The sequence below is a fragment of the Rhodococcus sp. P4_C10 genome (genome assembly GCF_056402135.1).
Genome location: NZ_JBFUHZ010000005.1, coordinates 1 through 17048 on the forward strand (window position 1 = coordinate 1; position 17048 = coordinate 17048).

20 protein-coding genes and 1 pseudogene are annotated in these 17048 nt (G+C 68.6%); 12 read left to right on the forward strand and 9 right to left on the reverse strand.

Going from position 1 to position 17048, the window contains the following annotated elements; genetic code table 11:
- Nucleotides 1-1310, reverse strand: a 1310-nt coding sequence (locus tag AC1DWC_RS03500; RefSeq protein ID WP_477906186.1) for an Ig-like domain-containing protein, incomplete at its 3' end; no start/stop codon positions are given.
- A 703-nt stretch (nt 1311-2013) separates the two neighbouring features.
- The gene (locus tag AC1DWC_RS03505; RefSeq protein ID WP_477906187.1) at nt 2014-2286 is read right to left on the reverse strand and encodes a putative quinol monooxygenase; all 273 of its coding nucleotides are present in this window, start codon (nt 2284-2286) and stop codon (nt 2014-2016) included.
- Between the two features lie 137 nt (nt 2287-2423).
- Between AC1DWC_RS03505 and AC1DWC_RS03510 the strand changes: the two genes are divergently transcribed.
- The 6 genes from AC1DWC_RS03510 to AC1DWC_RS03535 all read left to right on the forward strand — a co-directional run bounded on the left by AC1DWC_RS03510 (nt 2424) and on the right by AC1DWC_RS03535 (nt 7114).
- Entirely contained in the window at nt 2424-3698 is a 1275-nt protein-coding gene (locus tag AC1DWC_RS03510; RefSeq protein ID WP_477906342.1) for an adenosylmethionine--8-amino-7-oxononanoate transaminase, read from the forward strand.
- A 117-nt stretch (nt 3699-3815) separates the two neighbouring features.
- On the forward strand, nt 3816-4157 hold the full coding sequence (locus tag AC1DWC_RS03515; RefSeq protein WP_477906188.1) for a DUF6292 family protein: 342 nt from the start codon (nt 3816-3818) through the stop codon (nt 4155-4157).
- Between the two features lie 217 nt (nt 4158-4374).
- Nucleotides 4375-4803: an STAS domain-containing protein gene (locus tag AC1DWC_RS03520; RefSeq protein WP_477906189.1), complete on the forward strand. Its 429-nt coding sequence runs from the start codon at nt 4375-4377 to the stop codon at nt 4801-4803.
- A 105-nt stretch (nt 4804-4908) separates the two neighbouring features.
- Entirely contained in the window at nt 4909-5640 is a 732-nt protein-coding gene (locus AC1DWC_RS03525) for an ANTAR domain-containing response regulator (RefSeq protein ID WP_477906190.1), read from the forward strand.
- 245 nt (nt 5641-5885) lie between these two features.
- A complete protein-coding gene (locus AC1DWC_RS03530; RefSeq protein ID WP_477906191.1) occupies nt 5886-6317 on the forward strand; it encodes an ATP-binding protein in 432 nt (143 codons plus the stop codon).
- Nucleotides 6317-7114 (forward strand): SigB/SigF/SigG family RNA polymerase sigma factor, encoded by a 798-nt coding sequence (locus AC1DWC_RS03535; protein ID WP_477906192.1) that lies wholly within the window; start codon nt 6317-6319, stop codon nt 7112-7114. The genes AC1DWC_RS03530 and AC1DWC_RS03535 overlap by 1 nt, the downstream gene beginning before the upstream one ends.
- A gap of 104 nt (nt 7115-7218) precedes the next feature.
- Here the strand turns inward: AC1DWC_RS03535 and AC1DWC_RS03540 are convergent, their stop codons facing one another.
- The 5 genes and pseudogenes from AC1DWC_RS03540 to AC1DWC_RS03560 all read right to left on the reverse strand — a co-directional run bounded on the left by AC1DWC_RS03540 (nt 7219) and on the right by AC1DWC_RS03560 (nt 9640).
- Nucleotides 7219-7392 carry a CsbD family protein gene (locus tag AC1DWC_RS03540; RefSeq protein WP_477906343.1) on the reverse strand — a complete coding sequence of 58 codons (174 nt, stop codon included), beginning with the start codon at nt 7390-7392 and terminating at the stop codon, nt 7219-7221.
- 270 nt (nt 7393-7662) lie between these two features.
- Nucleotides 7663-7785, reverse strand: a pseudogene (locus tag AC1DWC_RS03545) (DUF7218 family protein); the annotation flags it as partial.
- 66 nt (nt 7786-7851) lie between these two features.
- Nucleotides 7852-8526 carry an HhH-GDP family DNA glycosylase gene (locus tag AC1DWC_RS03550; protein WP_477906193.1) on the reverse strand — a complete coding sequence of 225 codons (675 nt, stop codon included), beginning with the start codon at nt 8524-8526 and terminating at the stop codon, nt 7852-7854.
- On the reverse strand, nt 8523-9098 hold the full coding sequence (locus AC1DWC_RS03555; RefSeq protein ID WP_477906194.1) for a DUF6328 family protein: 576 nt from the start codon (nt 9096-9098) through the stop codon (nt 8523-8525). The genes AC1DWC_RS03550 and AC1DWC_RS03555 overlap by 4 nt, the downstream gene beginning before the upstream one ends.
- Nucleotides 9095-9640 (reverse strand): DUF2231 domain-containing protein, encoded by a 546-nt coding sequence (locus tag AC1DWC_RS03560; RefSeq protein WP_477906195.1) that lies wholly within the window; start codon nt 9638-9640, stop codon nt 9095-9097. The genes AC1DWC_RS03555 and AC1DWC_RS03560 overlap by 4 nt, the downstream gene beginning before the upstream one ends.
- 165 nt (nt 9641-9805) lie before the next feature.
- On the opposite strand from AC1DWC_RS03560, the gene AC1DWC_RS03565 reads away from it, so the two are divergent.
- The 6 genes from AC1DWC_RS03565 to AC1DWC_RS03590 all read left to right on the forward strand — a co-directional run bounded on the left by AC1DWC_RS03565 (nt 9806) and on the right by AC1DWC_RS03590 (nt 15575).
- The gene (locus AC1DWC_RS03565; protein WP_477906196.1) at nt 9806-10945 is read left to right on the forward strand and encodes an 8-amino-7-oxononanoate synthase; all 1140 of its coding nucleotides are present in this window, start codon (nt 9806-9808) and stop codon (nt 10943-10945) included.
- Nucleotides 10942-11628 carry a dethiobiotin synthase gene (bioD, locus tag AC1DWC_RS03570; RefSeq protein ID WP_477906197.1) on the forward strand — a complete coding sequence of 229 codons (687 nt, stop codon included), beginning with the start codon at nt 10942-10944 and terminating at the stop codon, nt 11626-11628. Before AC1DWC_RS03565 ends, bioD begins: the two co-directional genes overlap by 4 nt.
- A 77-nt stretch (nt 11629-11705) precedes the next feature.
- Nucleotides 11706-11993 (forward strand): hypothetical protein, encoded by a 288-nt coding sequence (locus AC1DWC_RS03575; RefSeq protein ID WP_072847175.1) that lies wholly within the window; start codon nt 11706-11708, stop codon nt 11991-11993.
- Nucleotides 11990-12808 carry a hypothetical protein gene (locus tag AC1DWC_RS03580; protein ID WP_477906198.1) on the forward strand — a complete coding sequence of 273 codons (819 nt, stop codon included), beginning with the start codon at nt 11990-11992 and terminating at the stop codon, nt 12806-12808. Before AC1DWC_RS03575 ends, AC1DWC_RS03580 begins: the two co-directional genes overlap by 4 nt.
- A 50-nt stretch (nt 12809-12858) precedes the next feature.
- Nucleotides 12859-14823, forward strand: coding sequence for a fumarate reductase/succinate dehydrogenase flavoprotein subunit (locus tag AC1DWC_RS03585; RefSeq protein ID WP_477906199.1), 1965 nt, complete (start codon nt 12859-12861; stop codon nt 14821-14823).
- Nucleotides 14820-15575 carry a succinate dehydrogenase/fumarate reductase iron-sulfur subunit gene (locus tag AC1DWC_RS03590; RefSeq protein WP_477906200.1) on the forward strand — a complete coding sequence of 252 codons (756 nt, stop codon included), beginning with the start codon at nt 14820-14822 and terminating at the stop codon, nt 15573-15575. Before AC1DWC_RS03585 ends, AC1DWC_RS03590 begins: the two co-directional genes overlap by 4 nt.
- Nucleotides 15576-15599: 24 nt before the next feature.
- Here AC1DWC_RS03590 and AC1DWC_RS03595 read toward each other — a convergent pair whose 3' ends face one another.
- Nucleotides 15600-16286, reverse strand: coding sequence for a sterol desaturase family protein (locus AC1DWC_RS03595; protein ID WP_477906201.1), 687 nt, complete (start codon nt 16284-16286; stop codon nt 15600-15602).
- A complete protein-coding gene (locus tag AC1DWC_RS03600) occupies nt 16283-17017 on the reverse strand; it encodes a FadR/GntR family transcriptional regulator (protein WP_477906202.1) in 735 nt (244 codons plus the stop codon). Before AC1DWC_RS03600 ends, AC1DWC_RS03595 begins: the two co-directional genes overlap by 4 nt.
- Between the last annotated feature and the right edge of the window lie 31 nt (nt 17018-17048).

Sequence of the window (17048 nt, forward strand, 5' to 3'; positions counted from 1 at the left end):
GCGACGCCGTCACCGGTGCCGACGTCGGCGGTGCCGACGGGGACGGCGACGCCGTCACCGGTGCCGACGTCGGCGGTGCCGACGGGGACGCCGTCGACGGTGAACTCGACCTGACCGGCGTCCGGGATCGGCATGACGGTGGCGGCGAGGTTGACCGGGACGCCGACGGTCGCGGTGACCGGTTCGAGGACGGTCGTGGTGGTGTTGAAGTCGGCGTCGGTGACAGTCAGCTCGGACGCGGCCGAGACGGAGTTCTGGTAGAGGCCGGTGCCGGTGAAGTGCGCGGTGAAGCTGTGCGTGGAGGCCTCGTCGAACTTGCGGGTGATCGAGGCGGTGCCGTTCGCCACGGTGACGGGCTCGCCGACGTTGACGTCGCCGTCCTTGAACTGCACCGTGCCGGTCGCGGTGGTCGGGGTGATGGTGGTGGTGAGGGTGACGTCCTCACCGACCACTGCGGTGGTCGGAGCGGTCAGTGTCGTCTGGGTGTTGACGTTGGCCGGGGTGACCGAGACGGTCTGCGCGGCCGAGACCGACTCGTTGGCCCCCGTCGTCCCCAGGAACTTCGCGGTCACCGAGAACTGGCCCTCCGCGGTCGGGGTCCAGTTGAACGTCGCCACGCCGGCGGCCAGGTGGCCCTCGCCGACCTTGTTGGCGCCCTCGTAGAACTCGACCGTGTTGCCGTCGGCGCCGCCGGCCACCGTCGCGCTCAGCGGTACCGCCGCGCCCAGCTGCACGGGCGGAGCCGCCGCGAGCGTCGTCGTCGTGTTGTTCTTACCCACCGTGATGGCCGGGCCCTTGCCGGGGTAGGAGCCCGCGCCGAGGCTGCCGTTGTAGTTCAACCCCGTTGCCAGTGGTACACCCTGCGCACAGTCGAGCCCGACCTTGTACGAGATCTTGAATGTGGGCCAGAATGCGGGGGGGATGAAGGGGTTCTTCACGGTCGTCAGGGGATTTCCGTTGAGCGTGACCGAGTCCGCGGCCACGGTCACATCGGACAGCGGGCCGTCGTCATTGATGTGCGCCGAATCCGGGACGTAGGTCAGGCACGCCGGGTGCTGGTCCCGGACCATCGTGATCTTCTCGTCGCTCGTGGCGTAGTTCCGCTTGAACTGCGTCGACACGGTGATGATGTCGCCCCCGGAGGGAGTTGTATTGCTGATGGTGCGGGTGTAGCTGCTGCTGCCGTCGGACCAGCTCACCGACTGCTCTGCTGCGCTTGCGGTTCCGGCGCCCAGGGCGACCGCGAATCCGGCGGCCACGGCGAACACACTCAAGCCTCCGACGGCGCGAAGGGTACTGCTCTGCGTCATGGTTTCCTCTCTTCGAACGTCCAAGGCGCCGCCCGAGGCAACCGCCCTGACGAGGTTCCTGGATGAGCGTCCTAGACGGGCGTCCAGTTGAATTGATCCGGCCCAAGGTAGCGCAGTCGAACAGTAATTGCGGCCGAATTGCTGCAAATGAACTCATGCATTAATGGCGAATAACTGGACGCTCGTGCCAGAAATAAAGAATGTTGCCCTGAGCTGGGGTGATTGGACTTCGAGACAGTTGGAGCGGGACGCTATCACGCCGTGGGCAGTACTTCTTGGAAATGAGACTTGCTGGAAGGGAACAACTCTGGTCGTCGCGTTTTCCGGTCCGCTTCGCCACGGGCTCCCGCTTCAGATTTTGCTGGAGGTGTCGCTGGGGTAATTAGATTGCATTGCTTACCGAATTGCGCTTCAAGTGTTGAACGCTTGCAGGTTGGCCACGATGAAAAGTGGTCGAGTTGTGAAATTTGGTTCGTGAATTCTCCAACCGCTCGCCCAGTGCGGCCGTGCGTAGGTCTTGTTCCCGGTCGCCGATCGGCGGTGTCCGGTTCGATGCGGGTGTCACCGCAGTTCTCGCAGTGTCGTTGACGCCGACGTGGAGCGCGATCCGGTCCTCCAGATCGGCCGGAAACCGCGCCCGCGCATCGCGTGCTGTCACGGCGCGGTCATGGCAGCGGTCGAAATCGTGTGGGTTCCGCGGTTGCTACTCGGTGACCCGGTACTCACGCACGTCAGCTCGGACGATCGCCTCCTGCTGCGCCGAGTCCGGGCCGGCCCCACGGAACCGCTGCAGTTGACCGTCCGACTCCCAGCACTCGAAGACGTTGATGCGCCCCGGGTCGAGCGGGTCGGGGGACAGTGCGAAGTCCCGGCACCCGTCGCTCGCGCGGGCCTGCGTCACCACCTCGATGCACCCGTGGAGGTAGGCGTCGCGCCCCCTCGGGTCGACGTGCAATGCCCCGGCCACGATGATCACGGTGGTCTCCCTTGTCCTGTGTGGTTCTCCACGGGTAGACCTCCGAGCGTCGGACGAGCCATCGCCGGTCGCTATCGTCGGTCAGTGTGAGCACCCAGTCTCCTTCGCCGGACCGCACCCTGTCACCGGACCACGCGCTGTCTCCGGAACGCATCGCCACCCTCGATGCCGACCACCTGTGGCATCCCTACGGCGCGTTCCCCGCGTCGACCAGCCCGCTGGTGGTCGAGAGCGCGGCCGGTACCCGGCTGACCCTCGCCGACGGGCGGGAGCTGGTCGACGGGATGAGCTCGTGGTGGGCGGCCGTGCACGGATACCGGCACCCCGTGCTCGACGCCGCCGCCGCGGCGCAGCTCGCCAAGATGAGTCACGTGATGTTCGGTGGGCTCACCCACGAGCCCGCCGCCCGGCTCGCGGAACTGCTGGTCCGGATCACCCCGGCCGGGCTGGACAAGGTGTTCCTGGCCGACTCCGGGTCGGTGTCCGTCGAGGTCGCGGTGAAGATGTGCATGCAGTACCAGCGGGCGCTCGGCCGGCCCGCGAAGAAGCGGCTGCTGACCTGGCGCGGTGGCTACCACGGCGACACCTTCGCGCCGATGAGCGTGTGCGACCCCGACGGCGGCATGCACTCGCTGTGGACCGACGTGCTGGCCCGGCAGGTGTTCGCGCCGATTCCGCCGCGTGAGTTCGACCCGGCCTACGTCGCCGAGTTCGAGGCGATTCTCGTCGAGCACCGCGACGAGCTGGCCGCGATCATCGTCGAGCCGGTGGTGCAGGGCGCCGGCGGGATGCGCTTCCACGACCCGCGCTACCTGAGCGAGCTGCGGCGTCTCGCCGACGAGAACGACGTGCTGCTGGTGTTCGACGAGATCGCCACCGGGTTCGGCCGCACCGGCGCGCTGTTCGCCGCCGACCATGCGGGCGTCAGCCCCGACGTGATGTGCGTCGGCAAGGCGCTGACCGGCGGCTACCTGACGCTGGCCGCAACGCTGTGCACCACGGAGGTGGCCGCGGCGATCAGCGGGGGCGAGGCAGGTGGACTGATGCACGGGCCGACGTTCATGGGGAACCCGCTGGCCTGCGCGATCGCCGTCGCGGCCGTGGAACTGTTGCTCTCGCGGGACTGGCGCGCCGAGGTCGCGGCGCTGGGTGAGGGGCTGGCCGCGGGGCTGGCATCGGCCAGGGCGCTCGACGCGGTGGCGGATGTGCGGGTGCTCGGCGGGATCGGGGTGATCGAGATGCGGCAGCCGGTGGACATGCGGTCCGCGACCGACGCCGCCGTCGACGCCGGGGTGTGGCTGCGACCGTTCGGGAAGCTGATCTACGCGATGCCGCCGTACGTGTGTACCCGGGAGGACGTGGACCGGATTGCGGCCGCGATGGTGGCAGCTGCCCGCGCACAGGTGGCCTGACCTACGCCGCGGCCCGGTTGAACGGGCGACAGTGTGGGTACTCGTCGTCGACAGGGCGTTACCCTCTGCGATCCCGCTCCGGTGGCCCTGGAGGCAGCTTCGAGGCTGGGTGAAGCGATGCGAGTTGTACCGAAAGTCGCAGAGTTCGAGCCCCCGACGTCGCAGGAGTTTCGTGCCTACGTCGACGCGGTGGCGGATGCGGTCGGGGCCGGACCCGACGAGCGTTACTGCCGGACCGATGAGGTCTACGCCGCTTACATTGTGGTGCCGCGGATGGACCGCAGGTTTCCGGGACGTGAGGTCGCACTGATGTGGGACTCCGGCGGCTGGGCGCTCGGGTTCGAGACGAGTTCGGGGGAGGACATGATCATCCTCGGCAGCACCAGTGGCAGACCGGTGCCCGCCCCTTCCGCGGTGGTGGCGCTGTGCGACGACCTCCTCCCGACACCAAGGACCTGAGTGGCAAGCGGCCGGTGGCCGCGCCTGCCTCGGCGTTGCAGCACAGGGCCTTTCAAACAGCCTGCCGGTGGAGGGAGAGCGATCCAGGCGGAGTCGGCGCCGATTGCGAATTCGGTGTTCCAGGCCGCTCGGCGGTCGCGGTGTACAGACTTGTCTGGGCGTGCTAGACCAATACTTGGTTGAGAGCACAGCCGAATATGTTCGCGCCAGGCATGACATGCCGGACTCCGATGCCCATCGTTGTGACTGCCACTTGTACCGGCCCCACACGGCAGTTGTCACTGTTCGTGGAGACCTCGATGCGTCCGGCCTCGCGAACTTCCGGCGAGTCCTCGACGACGCCTTCTCGACCTGCTATCACGGGGTGGTGATCGATCTGTCCGCGACCGACTTCGTCAGTATCGGCGCGGCGGCCCAGTTGGCCGATGCCAAACGGCGGGCCGGTGATTCCCGCCTCGATCTCGCGCTGGTCTCGGGGCCGCCGGCGGTCGAACATGTCCTGCGGGTCACCGGGGTCAGGGCCCTGTTCGACTTCCATTCCACGCTGCGATCCGCCATTGCTCGGTCGAGGACGGCAGGGCAGGCGGGGACCTGGCGATCGGACGCTTCCGGCTCGACGACGCCGGAGGCTCGAAGCCGTCAGTAGATCAGGACCGGGCCGGGATCGGGGGGCGTAGATTCATGATGTTGCCCGGCACGTGGCAACGGCTACCGGAAAGGTGGCGTCGCAATGTCCACGCGGTGTACGGAAGTGCCGGTCGACGGTCCCGATCCCGTCGATCTCGACGATGTGGTGGTCTCGCTGCGGGGCCTGCAGCAGGTCCTGGACACCGAGGGCGGTGTGGATGCGGCCATGTTCACCCTCTCCGCGCAGGTCAAGAGACTCCTGCCAGGCGCGGACATGGCCAGCGTGACGCTGGTCGACGTGCAGGGGCCACGCACGGTGGGACAAACCGACGAGCGGGTCGTCGAGATCGACGCCGCGCAGTACCGGACCAACCAGGGGCCGTGTCTGCTGGCGGCGGTGACCAATGAGCCGGTACGGGCCGGTGCCGCGTTGGCGCACGAACTCTGGCCGGATTTCGTCAGTGCACCGGAACTGGTGGGGGTGGCGAGCTTCCTGTCGGCGCCACTGGATGTCGACGGTACCTATGCCGGGGCGCTGAACGTGTACGGGTTCGACGACCACGGGTTCGGGAAGGTCGACGAGGCAATGCTCGAGCTCTACACCACCGTCGCGGCCGGCGCGATCCGCAGCGCCCGACGGTACATGGAGGCCGCGGCGGTGATCGGTCAGTTGCAGCAGGCGCTGGAGTCTCGTGCCGTGATCGACCAGGCCAAGGGAGTCATCATGGCGGCCCGCGGGATCGACGCGAAAGCTGCTTTTGCGGTGCTGGTGGAGCAGTCGCAGCACCAGAACGTCAAGGTCCGCGAAATCGCGGAACGGGTGGTCGCCGGCCTGGGCTATGCGCCGGCGACTTGAACTGTAGGGCAGAGGGTTTCGCCGCTGTCGGGCTGACCGGACTCGTTTGAGCGGAGGAAGCTGCTTCCGCGTCGACAATCGTTCGCTGCCCTCGCGACTTCGGTTCGCACACGAAAATCATTGATTTCGAGTTTGCTGCGCCCCCGAATGGGCTATTCGAGTAAGTGATGGAGTCGTGATCGGGCTGGGTAGGTTGGAGTGCAGCTCGCCGGTGACGTCCGCGATCGATCAGCGATGGAGGGTGCATGTCAGAGACCCGGAGATTGGGTTCGAGTGCGGCCGACCTCGGTACACCCGTCGAGGTGCGAGTTGCGGCCGAGTTGGTGCAGCTTCCGGTGCTACGCGCGATGGCGGAGACCATTACCCTGCTCAGCGAGTTCAATCTCGACGAGATCTCCGACGTCAAGCTGGCGCTGGACCAGGTCTGCTCGGATCTGATCGCCGACACGGTCGAAGGGGCGGAGCTGGTCTGCCGGTTCCAGTTGACGGGTGACGTGCTGTGTATCGCCGTCACCGCAAGTACGCGCACAGCCGAGACTCCCGATCGGCAGGGTTTCGGCTGGCACGTACTGCGAACACTGACCGATTCGATCGAGGTCACTCACGAACCACCGGACACCTCGAACGCCGGATACCGCACCACTGTGGAACTCGCGAAGGTGAAGGGCGGCGAGTAGTGCAGTTCGGCGAGGCCGATCGGCGCGAGCGCGCAGACTCCTCCCCGGCGGACGACTACGCGGATGTCGCAGTCTTGTTCGCACGCGCAGCCGAGCTGAGTCCCGGCGACGGTAAGGCCGTGTACGACGAGATCGTCGAGCGATGTCTGCCTCTCGCGGAACACATCGCTCGCAAGTTTGGTGGAAGGGGCGAACCGCACGACGACCTGGTACAGGTTGCCCGGCTCGGGTTGGTCAATGCGGTGAACCGATTCGACGTCGGCCGTGGATCGGACTTCGTCGCCTTCGCGGTGCCGACCATCATGGGAGAGGTCCGCCGGCACTTCCGCGACACCGGGTGGGCGGTGCGCGTGCCCCGCCGTTTGAAGGAACTGTACTTGCGGATCACGCGGGAGGTGCCGGCCCTCTCGCAGCGACTCGGGCGCGCGCCCACCCTCGGCGAGATCGCCGCCGAACTGGGGACGAGCGTCGACGAGGTGTCCGAGGGTCTGATCGCGGGCAGCGGCTACCAGACGATCTCTTTCGACTTCACGGTCGGAAACCGGGGGCACGAGCTGCCGCTGATCGAGTCGCTCGGTGCCGAGGACGAGGCGCTCGAGACGGTCGAGGCGCTCGCGGCGGTCGGTCCGGCCCTCGAACGGCTACCCGAACGCGAACGCACCATCCTGGTGCTCCGGTTCTATCGATCCATGACCCAGACGCAGATCGCCGAACGGCTCGGCATTTCCCAGATGCATGTCTCGCGGATTCTGGCCAAGACGTTGAGCCAGCTGCGCGAGGAGTTGGCCTCGGACTGACGGCGCGGCATCCAAACCTGGCTTCACCCAGCCTGATCGGCTGGACCCGCCGTCGCGAGGGGCTCCGCCGACACCAATCCGCCGCGGGCGTGGCAACTGTTGCGTCAGTCCTTGAAGGCGTCCTTGACCTTCTCTCCGGCCTGCTTGAGATCGCCCTTGGCCTGGTCCGTTCGACCCTCGGCCTCGGTGTCGGTGTCGCCGGTTGCCTTGCCGACAGTCTCCTTGGCCTTGCCCGCCAGTTCTTCGGCCTTGTTCTTGGCCTTGTCGACTGCTCCCATGGTGTGCTCCTTTGACGTTTCGATTTGCGTGGCTGCCGCTTTGGCGAGTTGCGGTGTGTGTTGCCTGACCGCGTGGCTGACCGATTGCCCCGTTTCGGCGACCACCTGGCGCGCGCGTCGACTTCCGTCGGCGAGCGCACCAATTCCCGCACCGGTGGCCGCTCCGATCACCATTCCGATCCACAGATTTCGCATGGAACCGTATTACCCGGCCGGTGGCATCCGAAACACCGTCGGGCGCTCGACGGTCACCTGCATGCAGGGAGCGGCACGGCCTTCGCTCGCTGCGGCGTTCGAGATGCGGGCGGCCTTCTCCGTCGAGTCGCCCTGTTTGCGTAGTTCCTCGTAGAGGTCCTGGTCCTGGAGGTGGGGATCCGATCCCTTCGTCGGCATTGCTGCCTCCTCTCGATTCGGGGACGCTCACAGCCGGGCCGGCCAGTCGGACGCCAGACCGAGCGTTCAGTCCGCCCAGTCCAGTAGTCGCCCGCGCAGGTTGTCGTCGAGGGAGACCCGCACCAGGGCGGCGGCCATCGGCGCAAACGCTCGGGTATTCGTCAGCCCGGCGAGGGCCGTCGGATCGGACGGGAGGCCCAGCTCGCGCGCAGCCGTCCTCGCCCGGTCGTCGAGGTACGGCCGGGCCCAGGGCCAGACGTCCTGCACCTCACGCATGAAGATGGCGGCGCCGACCGGTCCGATGCCGTCGAACTCCTCGAGCAGCGCGGCCGCGATATTCTTGTCGTTGTCGCACCGGGACTCGAGCCGTCGGAGGTCGCCGCCGTAGACGTCGAGGGTGCGTTCGGCAGCGGCGTGCAGGCGCGTGGCCGTGCTCTCGTCGTAGCGTCGGTAGTGGGCGCGGCCCAGCGCCTCGATGACGGTGCCACGATTCGCCCCGTGCACACTCGCGGCGGTGCGCAACCCGGTGTGGATGAGTTCGGTTGCGGCCCTGACCGCGATGGTGGCAGAGATGCGGGTGCTGAGCAGGAGCGCGAGCGTCACCAACTCGAACAGTGGCATCGGTTTGTTTGCCATCGAAATTCCCGCTTCGTCGGCGTACGTGGTACCCGCCTCGCGGAGCAGTTTCGCCGCGAGGGCCTTCGGATCGGGGGTTCCGGTGCGCCGGGGGGTGTGCGTCATGGAAACCTCCGAAGCAGCCACGGAAGCAGAAGCCAGAAGAACCCGAACGCGCCGGCGGTGACTGCGGCCGCGATCATGCCGACGGTCGGATCGACTACCAACCCGACGATCAATGCCACGACGCCGGTCAGTGTCAACCCGAGAAAGACCAGGCCCCAGAGCGCAAAGAGATGGGTCGCCGAGACCAGTGTGCGAATTCGTCTTCGGTGGAACAGGATTCGGTGCTGTCCTACCGGCGCGACGAGTAGCACCGTGGCCGCGATCGAGCAGAACACCGTCGCCAGGTAGACGCCCTGCTCGAACTGGGACAGTTCGTCGAACCGCTCCTGAAACGGCAGGATCAGCAGGAAGCCGGTCAACAGTTGGACGCCCGTCTGCGCCACGCGCAGTTCCTGCAGCAGGCTCGCCCAGTTCCGATCCAGTCGTTGAGTCTCGGTCTCGTTGCGGACGCGGCGGTTCCACTCGGCGTCATCCTCGGGCGGGTCGGCGGCGGGCCGGTCGACTCGTCCGGTCGGATCGCGCCCGAACCCACCGTCGGCTCGGTTCCGACGGTCCGGTTCGGTGGCGTTCATGTCGCATGCACGGTGCGCGCGTGCGCGGCCTCGGTTCCGCGTGCACTGCTGTCACCGAACGCGATGTGACCGCCGAGCGCTCCGCTGGCGCCMGCGGCCGCGAGTCCGAACCAGCTCCATGCCTGCGCACACAGGTCCGGGCCTGTCCTGCGGCGGCGGAACGAGATGGCCATTGCCATCGCCGCCGCCCCGTTGCCCGCGGCGTGTATCAGTCCGGCCCGGCGTTGTGCGTCGTCGCGGAGCGACCAGTCCGCCCATCCGGTGGCCAGCGCGGGCGGGACGCCCAGCAGGCCGAGGCCGATCAGTCGTCGCGCGGCGCGGTGGTCGCGTCGCACCGTCTCGAGGAGCACCGCCGCCGTCCATGCGCCCATCGGGAGCGTGACCGCCATGGGGTGCACCGGATGGCCGAGCCGGGAGCCGCGCAGCACAATCGCCGCCGGACGATCATCGAGGATGCGCAGGATCCGGTCACGCAGGGGAATGCTGACCCGGTCGAGGGCGGCGACGGACTCGGACGCACTCAAGAGTTCCTTCACAGTCATGTCCGTTGGCATACCCGTTCGGTCCGCGGCGAAACCAAGACCCGCCGCGAGGGTTTGGGAACAGGCGTGGCCGGGCGAGACTCCGTCAAACACGTCAGGCGTCGGATCGGCGTTCGACCGCGCCCACTTGAACGCCGTTCAAGTGGGCGCGTATGGTGCGTCATCGTGGGAAATCATCAAGCACTGAGCTGGCTCGACGAGGTGGCCGCACGCCGGCGTGACGCCGGTCTGCGTCGGGAACTGCACCCGCGCTCGGCCGGCCTCGAGCCCGTGGACCTCGCGTCCAACGACTACCTCGGGCTGGTCCGCCACCGCGAGGTGCTCGCCGGAGCGGCCGCGGCGCTGGGGCGCTGGGGTGCGGGCGCCACCGGATCGCGACTGGTGACCGGCACCACCACCGAGCACGAACTGCTCGAGCTCGAACTGGCCGAGTTCGTCGGAGCAGAGTCCGGGCTCGTCTTCTCGTCCGGTTACACCGCGAACCTCGGCGCCGTGACCGCGTTGTCCGGCAAGGGCTCGCTGATCGTCTCCGACGCGGGCAGTCACGCCTCGCTCGTCGACGCCTGCCGGCTGTCGAGGGCACGGGTGCAGGTCAGCCCGCGCGGTGACGTGGACGCGGTCCGCGACGCGCTCGCGACCAGGACCGAGGAGCGCGCGCTGGTGCTCACCGACTCGGTGTTCAGCGCCGACGGCGACCTGGCGCCGGTGCGCGAGCTGCACCGGGTCTGCCGCGAGTACGGGGCGGTGCTGGTGGTGGACGAGGCCCACGCGATCGGGGTGCGTGGAGACGGCGGGCGCGGGCTCGTGCACGAGGTCGGGTTGGCGGGGGAGCCGGACCTGGTGATCACCGCGACGCTGTCGAAGTCCCTGGCGAGTCAGGGCGGCGTGGTGCTCGGCGACGCCAGGATCCGCGCGCACCTGGTCGACGCCGCCCGCACCTTCATCTTCGACACCGGCCTCGCACCCGCCGCGGTGGGCGCCGCGAGGGCCGCACTCGCGGTGCTGCGACGCGAACCGGAACGCGCGGCCGCCGTCCTCGGCCGGGCCGCGGACCTGGCGCGAATCGCCGGCGTCCCGGAGCCCGAGTCCGCGGTGGTCTCCGTCGTGCTCGGCGATCCGCAGCGCGCCTTCGACGCCGCCCGCGCCTGCCGTGAGCGTGGGCTGCACGTCGGGTGCTTCCGGCCGCCGTCGGTCCCGGCCGGCACCTCGCGGCTGCGGCTGACCGCGCGGGCGAACCTCACCGATCAGGAGATGGCGCTCATCGGCGAGGTGCTGACGGACGTGCTGGCCGGGGCGCCGGCGTGAGCGTGCTGGTGGTGACCGGGACCTCCACCGACGTGGGCAAGACCGTGGTCACCGCCGCGCTCGCCGCCCTGGCCGGCTCGCTGGGCCGGACGGTCGCGGTGTGCAAACCCGCCCAGACTGGGGTGGGGCCGGGCGAACCGGGCGATCTTGCCGAGGTGCAACGACTCTCGGGCGTGGCCGGGACCGTCGAGCTGGCCCGCTACCCGGAGCCGTTGGCCCCCGACACCGCCGCCCGGCGGGCGGACCTGCCGATGCTCGAACTCGGCGCGGTCGCCGACGCCGTCCGGTTCCTCGACGCCGGCCACGACCTCACGCTGGTCGAGGGCGCGGGTGGGCTGCTGGTTCGCCTTGGCGCGCAGGGGTTCACGCTCGTCGACGTGGCGAGGGAACTGGATGCGCCGGTGCTGGTGGTGGCCTCGGCCGGGCTGGGCACGCTCAACCACAGCGCCCTCACCGTCGCCACGCTGAACGCCGCCGGTCTGTCGTGCCCGGGGCTGGTCATCGGGTCGTGGCCCGGCGAACCGGACCTGGCCGCGCGCTGCAATCTCGCGGACCTGCCCGAGGTCACGGGTGTGCCCCTGCTCGGCCGGGTGCCCGCCGGCGCCGGGGCGTCGAGCCGCGCGGACTTCGTCGCGGCGGCTCCGAACTGGTTCGACGTGGGCGTCCTCGAGCCGTTCTTCTGACCTGACCAACCCGCCCACCGGTGGCACCGGGATGACGTAATGTGATAGCGATCACGTCATCTGTGTCGGAGGTTCGAATGTCCACCACCGAAATGATGGAACTCAACCGCACGATCGGTCACCTGCGCCAGTGCGTCGGGTCGCTGCGGACGGTCTACGGCGACGCCGCCGCGGTCCGTCGGCTCGCGAACGACGTCGAACGGCTCGGCATCGACGCGACCGAACTCGACGAGTCGCCGCCGCGCCTGGCGCATCCCGTCGGCGAGTCCGAGCGGGTGCCGGTCCCCGAAGCCCCCTACGACCAGACGCTCTGGCTGGGCGCCGACGACGAGGGCGTCGGCGGTCATCCCCACGAGCACCAGTGAGCGCGCCCGCGCGCGATTCGGCGGGGGTCCGATCGCCGCGCCGGGCGAGCATTTCGGCGCGCACGCTACGCACCGACCGTTGGTGGCAGCCGCCGCTGCTCACGACGCTGGGTCTGGCCGTCTTCGTGGTGTACGCGACGATCCGGTCCTTCGTGCGGACCGCGTACTGGGTGGACGAGTACCACTACCTCACGCCGTTCTACTCGCCGTGCGTCAGCGACTCCTGCGTGCCGGGGTCGAGCCACTTCGGCACCTTCGTCGGCGAACTGCCGATGTGGATTCCGCTCGGGTTCCTGGTACTGCCCTTCCTGCTCGGGTTCCGGCTCACCTGCTACTACTACCGGAAGGCCTACTACCGCTCGATCTGGTTTGCGCCGCCGGCCTGCGCGGTCGCCGAGCCGCACACCAGCTACACCGGTGAGACCCGGCTACCGCTGATCGTGCAGAACGCCCACCGGTACTTCTTCTACGTCGCCCTGATCGTGTCGCTGATCAACACCTATGACGCGGTGAAGGCCTTCCACGGCGGTTCCGGCGGTTTCGGTGTCGGGCTCGGCACGGTGATCATCACGGTGAACGTGCTGCTGCTGTGGGCGTACACGCTCTCCTGCCATTCCTGCCGTCACATCACCGGTGGCCGGCTCAAGCACTTCTCGGCCCATCCGGTGCGGTACTGGATCTGGACCAAGGTGAGCGTCCTCAACACCCGGCACATGCAACTGGCCTGGACCACCCTCGGCACCCTGATGCTCACCGACTTCTACATCATGCTCGTGGCCAGCGGCACCATCTCGGATCTGCGATTCGTCAACTAGGGCGGCGTCAACCAGCGAGAACATCACAGCGTCAGCGGAGGGAGACCGGGGTGGCCGAGGTCGAACGGCACAGCTACGACGTCGTGGTGATCGGGGCGGGTGGCGCCGGCCTGCGGGCGGTGATCGAGGCCCGCCAACGGGGACTGTCCGTCGCCGTGGTCTGCAAGTCGTTGTTCGGCAAGGCGCACACCGTGATGGCGGAAGGTGGCTGCGCGGCGGCGATGGGCAACGCCAACTCCAAGGACTCCTGGCAGGTGCACTTCCAGGACACCATGCGCGGCGGCAAGTTCCTCAACAACTGGCGGATGGCCGAACTGCACGCGCGCGAGGCCCCGGACCGGGTGTGGGAACTCGAGACCTACGGCGCCCTGTTCGACCGGACGCCGGACGGTCGGATCAGTCAGCGCAACTTCGGCGGCCACACCTACGCGCGACTGGCGCATGTCGGCGACCGCACCGGCCTGGAACTGATCCGCACCATGCAGCAGAAGATCGTCTCGCTGCAGCAGGAGGACTTCGCGGAGACCGGTGACTACGAGTCCCGGGTCAAGGTCTTCGCGGAGTGCACGATCACCGAACTGCTGCTCGGCGGCGGCGATCCCGAGGGCCAGGAGGGTGGTGGTGCCATCGCCGGCGCGTTCGGCTACTGGCGGGAGTCCGGCCGGTTCGTGCTGTTCGAGGCGCCGGCGGTGGTGCTGGCGACGGGCGGGATCGGCAAGTCCTGGAAGGTCACCTCCAACTCGTGGGAGTACACCGGCGACGGGCACGCGCTGGCGCTGCGGGCCGGGGCCAACCTGATCAACATGGAGTTCGTCCAGTTCCACCCCACCGGGATGGTGTGGCCACCCAGCGTCAAGGGCATCCTCGTCACGGAGGGGGTGCGCGGTGACGGCGGCGTGCTCAAGAACTCCGACGGCAACCGGTTCATGTTCGACTACATCCCGGCGGTGTTCAAGGGCCAGTACGCCGAGACCGAGGAGGAGGCCGACAAGTGGTTGCGGGACAACGAAAGTGCCCGACGCACCCCTGACCTGCTGCCACGAGACGAGGTGGCGCGGGCAATCAACTCCGAGGTCAAGGGCGGGCGCGGCACCGAACACGGCGGCGTGTACCTGGACATCGCGTCGCGGATGCCCGCGGAGGAGATCGTGCGCCGGCTGCCGTCGATGCACCACCAGTTCAAGGAGCTCGCCGACGTCGACATCACCAAGGAGCAGATGGAGGTGGGGCCGACCTGTCACTACGTGATGGGCGGTATCGAGGTGGACCCGGACACCGGTTCCTCCAGTGTTCCCGGACTTTTCGCGGCGGGGGAGTGCTCCGGCGGGATGCACGGCTCCAACCGGCTGGGCGGCAACTCGCTCTCGGACCTGCTGGTGTTCGGCCGCCGGGCGGGCCTCGGCGCGGCGGGCTACGTCGAGTCGCTGGGGCGCCGGCCGCGGGTAGCGGACGCCGCCGTGGACGCGGCCGCGAAGATGGCACTCGCGCCGTTCGACCCGCCGCGCGACGGCGTGGTCGCCGAGAACCCGTACACGCTGCACACCGAACTGCAGCAGTGCATGCACGACCTGGTGGGCATCATCCGCACGGACGCCGAGATCCGGTCTGCCCTCGAGAGACTCGAGTCGATCCGGCAGCGGATCGACACCGTCACCGTGGAGGGGCACCGGCAGTTCAACCCGGGCTGGCACCTGGCGGTGGACCTGCGGAACATGGTGCTGGTCAGCGAGTGCGTCGCCAAGGCCGCGCTGATGCGTACCGAGAGCCGCGGCGGCCACACCCGAGACGACCACCCGGACATGGAGGCGCAGTGGCGCAACACGCTGCTGGTCTGCAGCGTGATCGGCCGGACCGCCGACGTCGCGCAGGTCACCGTGCCGGACGTCTCCGTCGTGCCCGAACCGCAGATGCCGATGCGCCCGGACCTGTTGGCGCTCTTCGACTTCGGTGAGCTGTCCAAGTACTACACGGGTGCCGAGCTCATCGGTCATCCCGGGAAGGGAGACCCGACATGAGCTACCAGGCGTCCTTCCGGGTGTGGCGCGGCGACTCCGACGGCGGTGACCTCGAGGACTACGCGGTGGAGGTGAACGAGGGCGAGGTGGTCCTCGACATCATCCACCGGCTGCAGGCGACGCAGGCCACGGACCTCGCGGTGCGGTGGAACTGCAAGGCCGGCAAGTGCGGGTCGTGCTCGGCCGAGGTGAACGGGCGGCCCCGGTTGATGTGCATGACCCGGATGTCCACCTTCGCGGAGGACGAGGTGGTCACCGTCACCCCGATGCGGGCCTTCCCGGTGATCCGGGACCTCGTCACCGACGTGTCCTTCAACTACGTCAAGGCTCGCGAGGTCCAGTCGTTCACCCCGCCCGCCGGCCTGGCGCCGGGGGACTACCGGATGCAGCAGGTGGACGTCGAACGTTCGCAGGAGTTCCGCAAGTGCATCGAGTGCTTCCTGTGCCAGAACACCTGCCACGTGGTGCGCGACCACGAGGAGAACAAGCCGGCCTTCTCCGGACCGCGGTTCCTGATGCGGATCGCGGAACTCGAGATGCACCCCCTCGACGTCGCCGATCGCCGGGACACCGCGCAGGAGCAGCACGGGCTGGGCCTGTGCAACATCACCAAGTGCTGCACCGAGGTGTGCCCGGAGAACATCCAGATCACCGACAACGCGCTGATCCCGATGAAGGAACGGGTCGCGGACAAGCGGTACGACCCGATCGTCTGGCTGGGCAACAAGCTCTTCCGCCGCCCGGGCAGATGACCCAGGGGAGATGACCCGGCGGCGTCAGCGCCGCGTCGGGCCCGCCGCGTGCAGATTCCGTGCGGTGGGGGAGGTCTCGACGGTCTCGGGGTCCGGGTAGGTGCCCAGCAGTCGATCCGCGGTGCCGGCGGTGGTGACGGTGAACCAGTAGTGCTCGTTCTTGAAGTGGTGGTGCCGGTGGTTGCGCCACACCGCGCGGTAGATCCGATGCCGGGGCTTGTAGTCGGTGTGGATCAGGTAGTGCGTCCACTCGTAGACCAGGCCCATGGCACCGAGAGTCAGCAGGAAGGTCAGCCCGAGCCCGGTCCGGGGGAAGGCGAGCAGCGCGATCGCGATCAGCGTCGGGATCAGCAGTGTCAGGGTGCGCCACGGGATGAAGATCAGCGGCACGTCCCGCGGGTTCCCGTGGTGCTCACGGTGTTTGCGCGCGAGCAGCGAGTCCACGGTGACGCCGAGGAGCCGCCGCGGCCGCCAGTGCAGGATGCAGACGTGGATGACCCACTCCGCCAGCGGGAACACCGCCAGCATGGCTGCCGGCACCAGCGCGTCGGTGGGCTGCCAGTCGCCGACGGCGACCCGCGCCGCGGCGGCCGCGACCAGCATGCCGCCGATCATCCACGACGACGGGTGACGCCAGAACTCCGCGGCGGCCTCGCGCAGGCCAAGGGAGCGGCGGAGCGGGCGCTTGGTCGTCGAGGGCTCGGTGGTCATCGCTCCGGCTCCGAGTCGTGTGACTGCAGTTCGTCGATGACGGCGGTCAGCGCCGCGGTCCCGAGGTCCAGCAGGGTGGTGGCGACGCGCTCCGCGCCGTCCTCGTCGTTCGTCTCGATCGCGGTGGTGAGGTCCCGGTAGAGATCGGTGCGGCCCACCTCGGCGACCATCACCACGGCCATCGCCGTCATGGTCGGCTCGTAGGCGTTGCGCAGGCTGTTGAAGATCAGCCGAAAGGCGATGGAGTCGGTGCCGTCGACCACATGTTCCCAGAACGCGAGGGCGTGCTGCTGCTGCGCAATCGGATCCGGGTCCGAGGCAAGGGTGGCCACGGCGGCGCGGAGGTTCGAGGCGAGGACACCGTCGGCCCGACTGGCGGCCAGCCGTGCCACCTGCACGCCGATCAGTCGCCGGGCCTCGAGCACGCTGCGCGCGACCGACCAGTCGGGGCGGCCGCCCTGCACCAGGAGGGCGCCGAGGAGTTCGGGGCCCGCGTGGCGGCGGAAGTCGCGGACGGAGGTGGCGTCGCCCTGGCGGACCTCCACCAGTCCGGCCTGTGCGAGTTTCCCGATGGCCTCGCGGACCGCGGGACGCGAGACGCCGAACGCCTCGGCGAGGTTGCGTTCACTCGGCAGTGCGTCGCCAGGCCCGAGGTCGCCGCCGAGGACCCGGGTGGTGATCTGGTCGTACACCGCGCCGGACGCCGACTGTCGTGCGATTGGCTCGAACATGAGGCCAAGGCTAGGCCCGGAATTGGCAAGA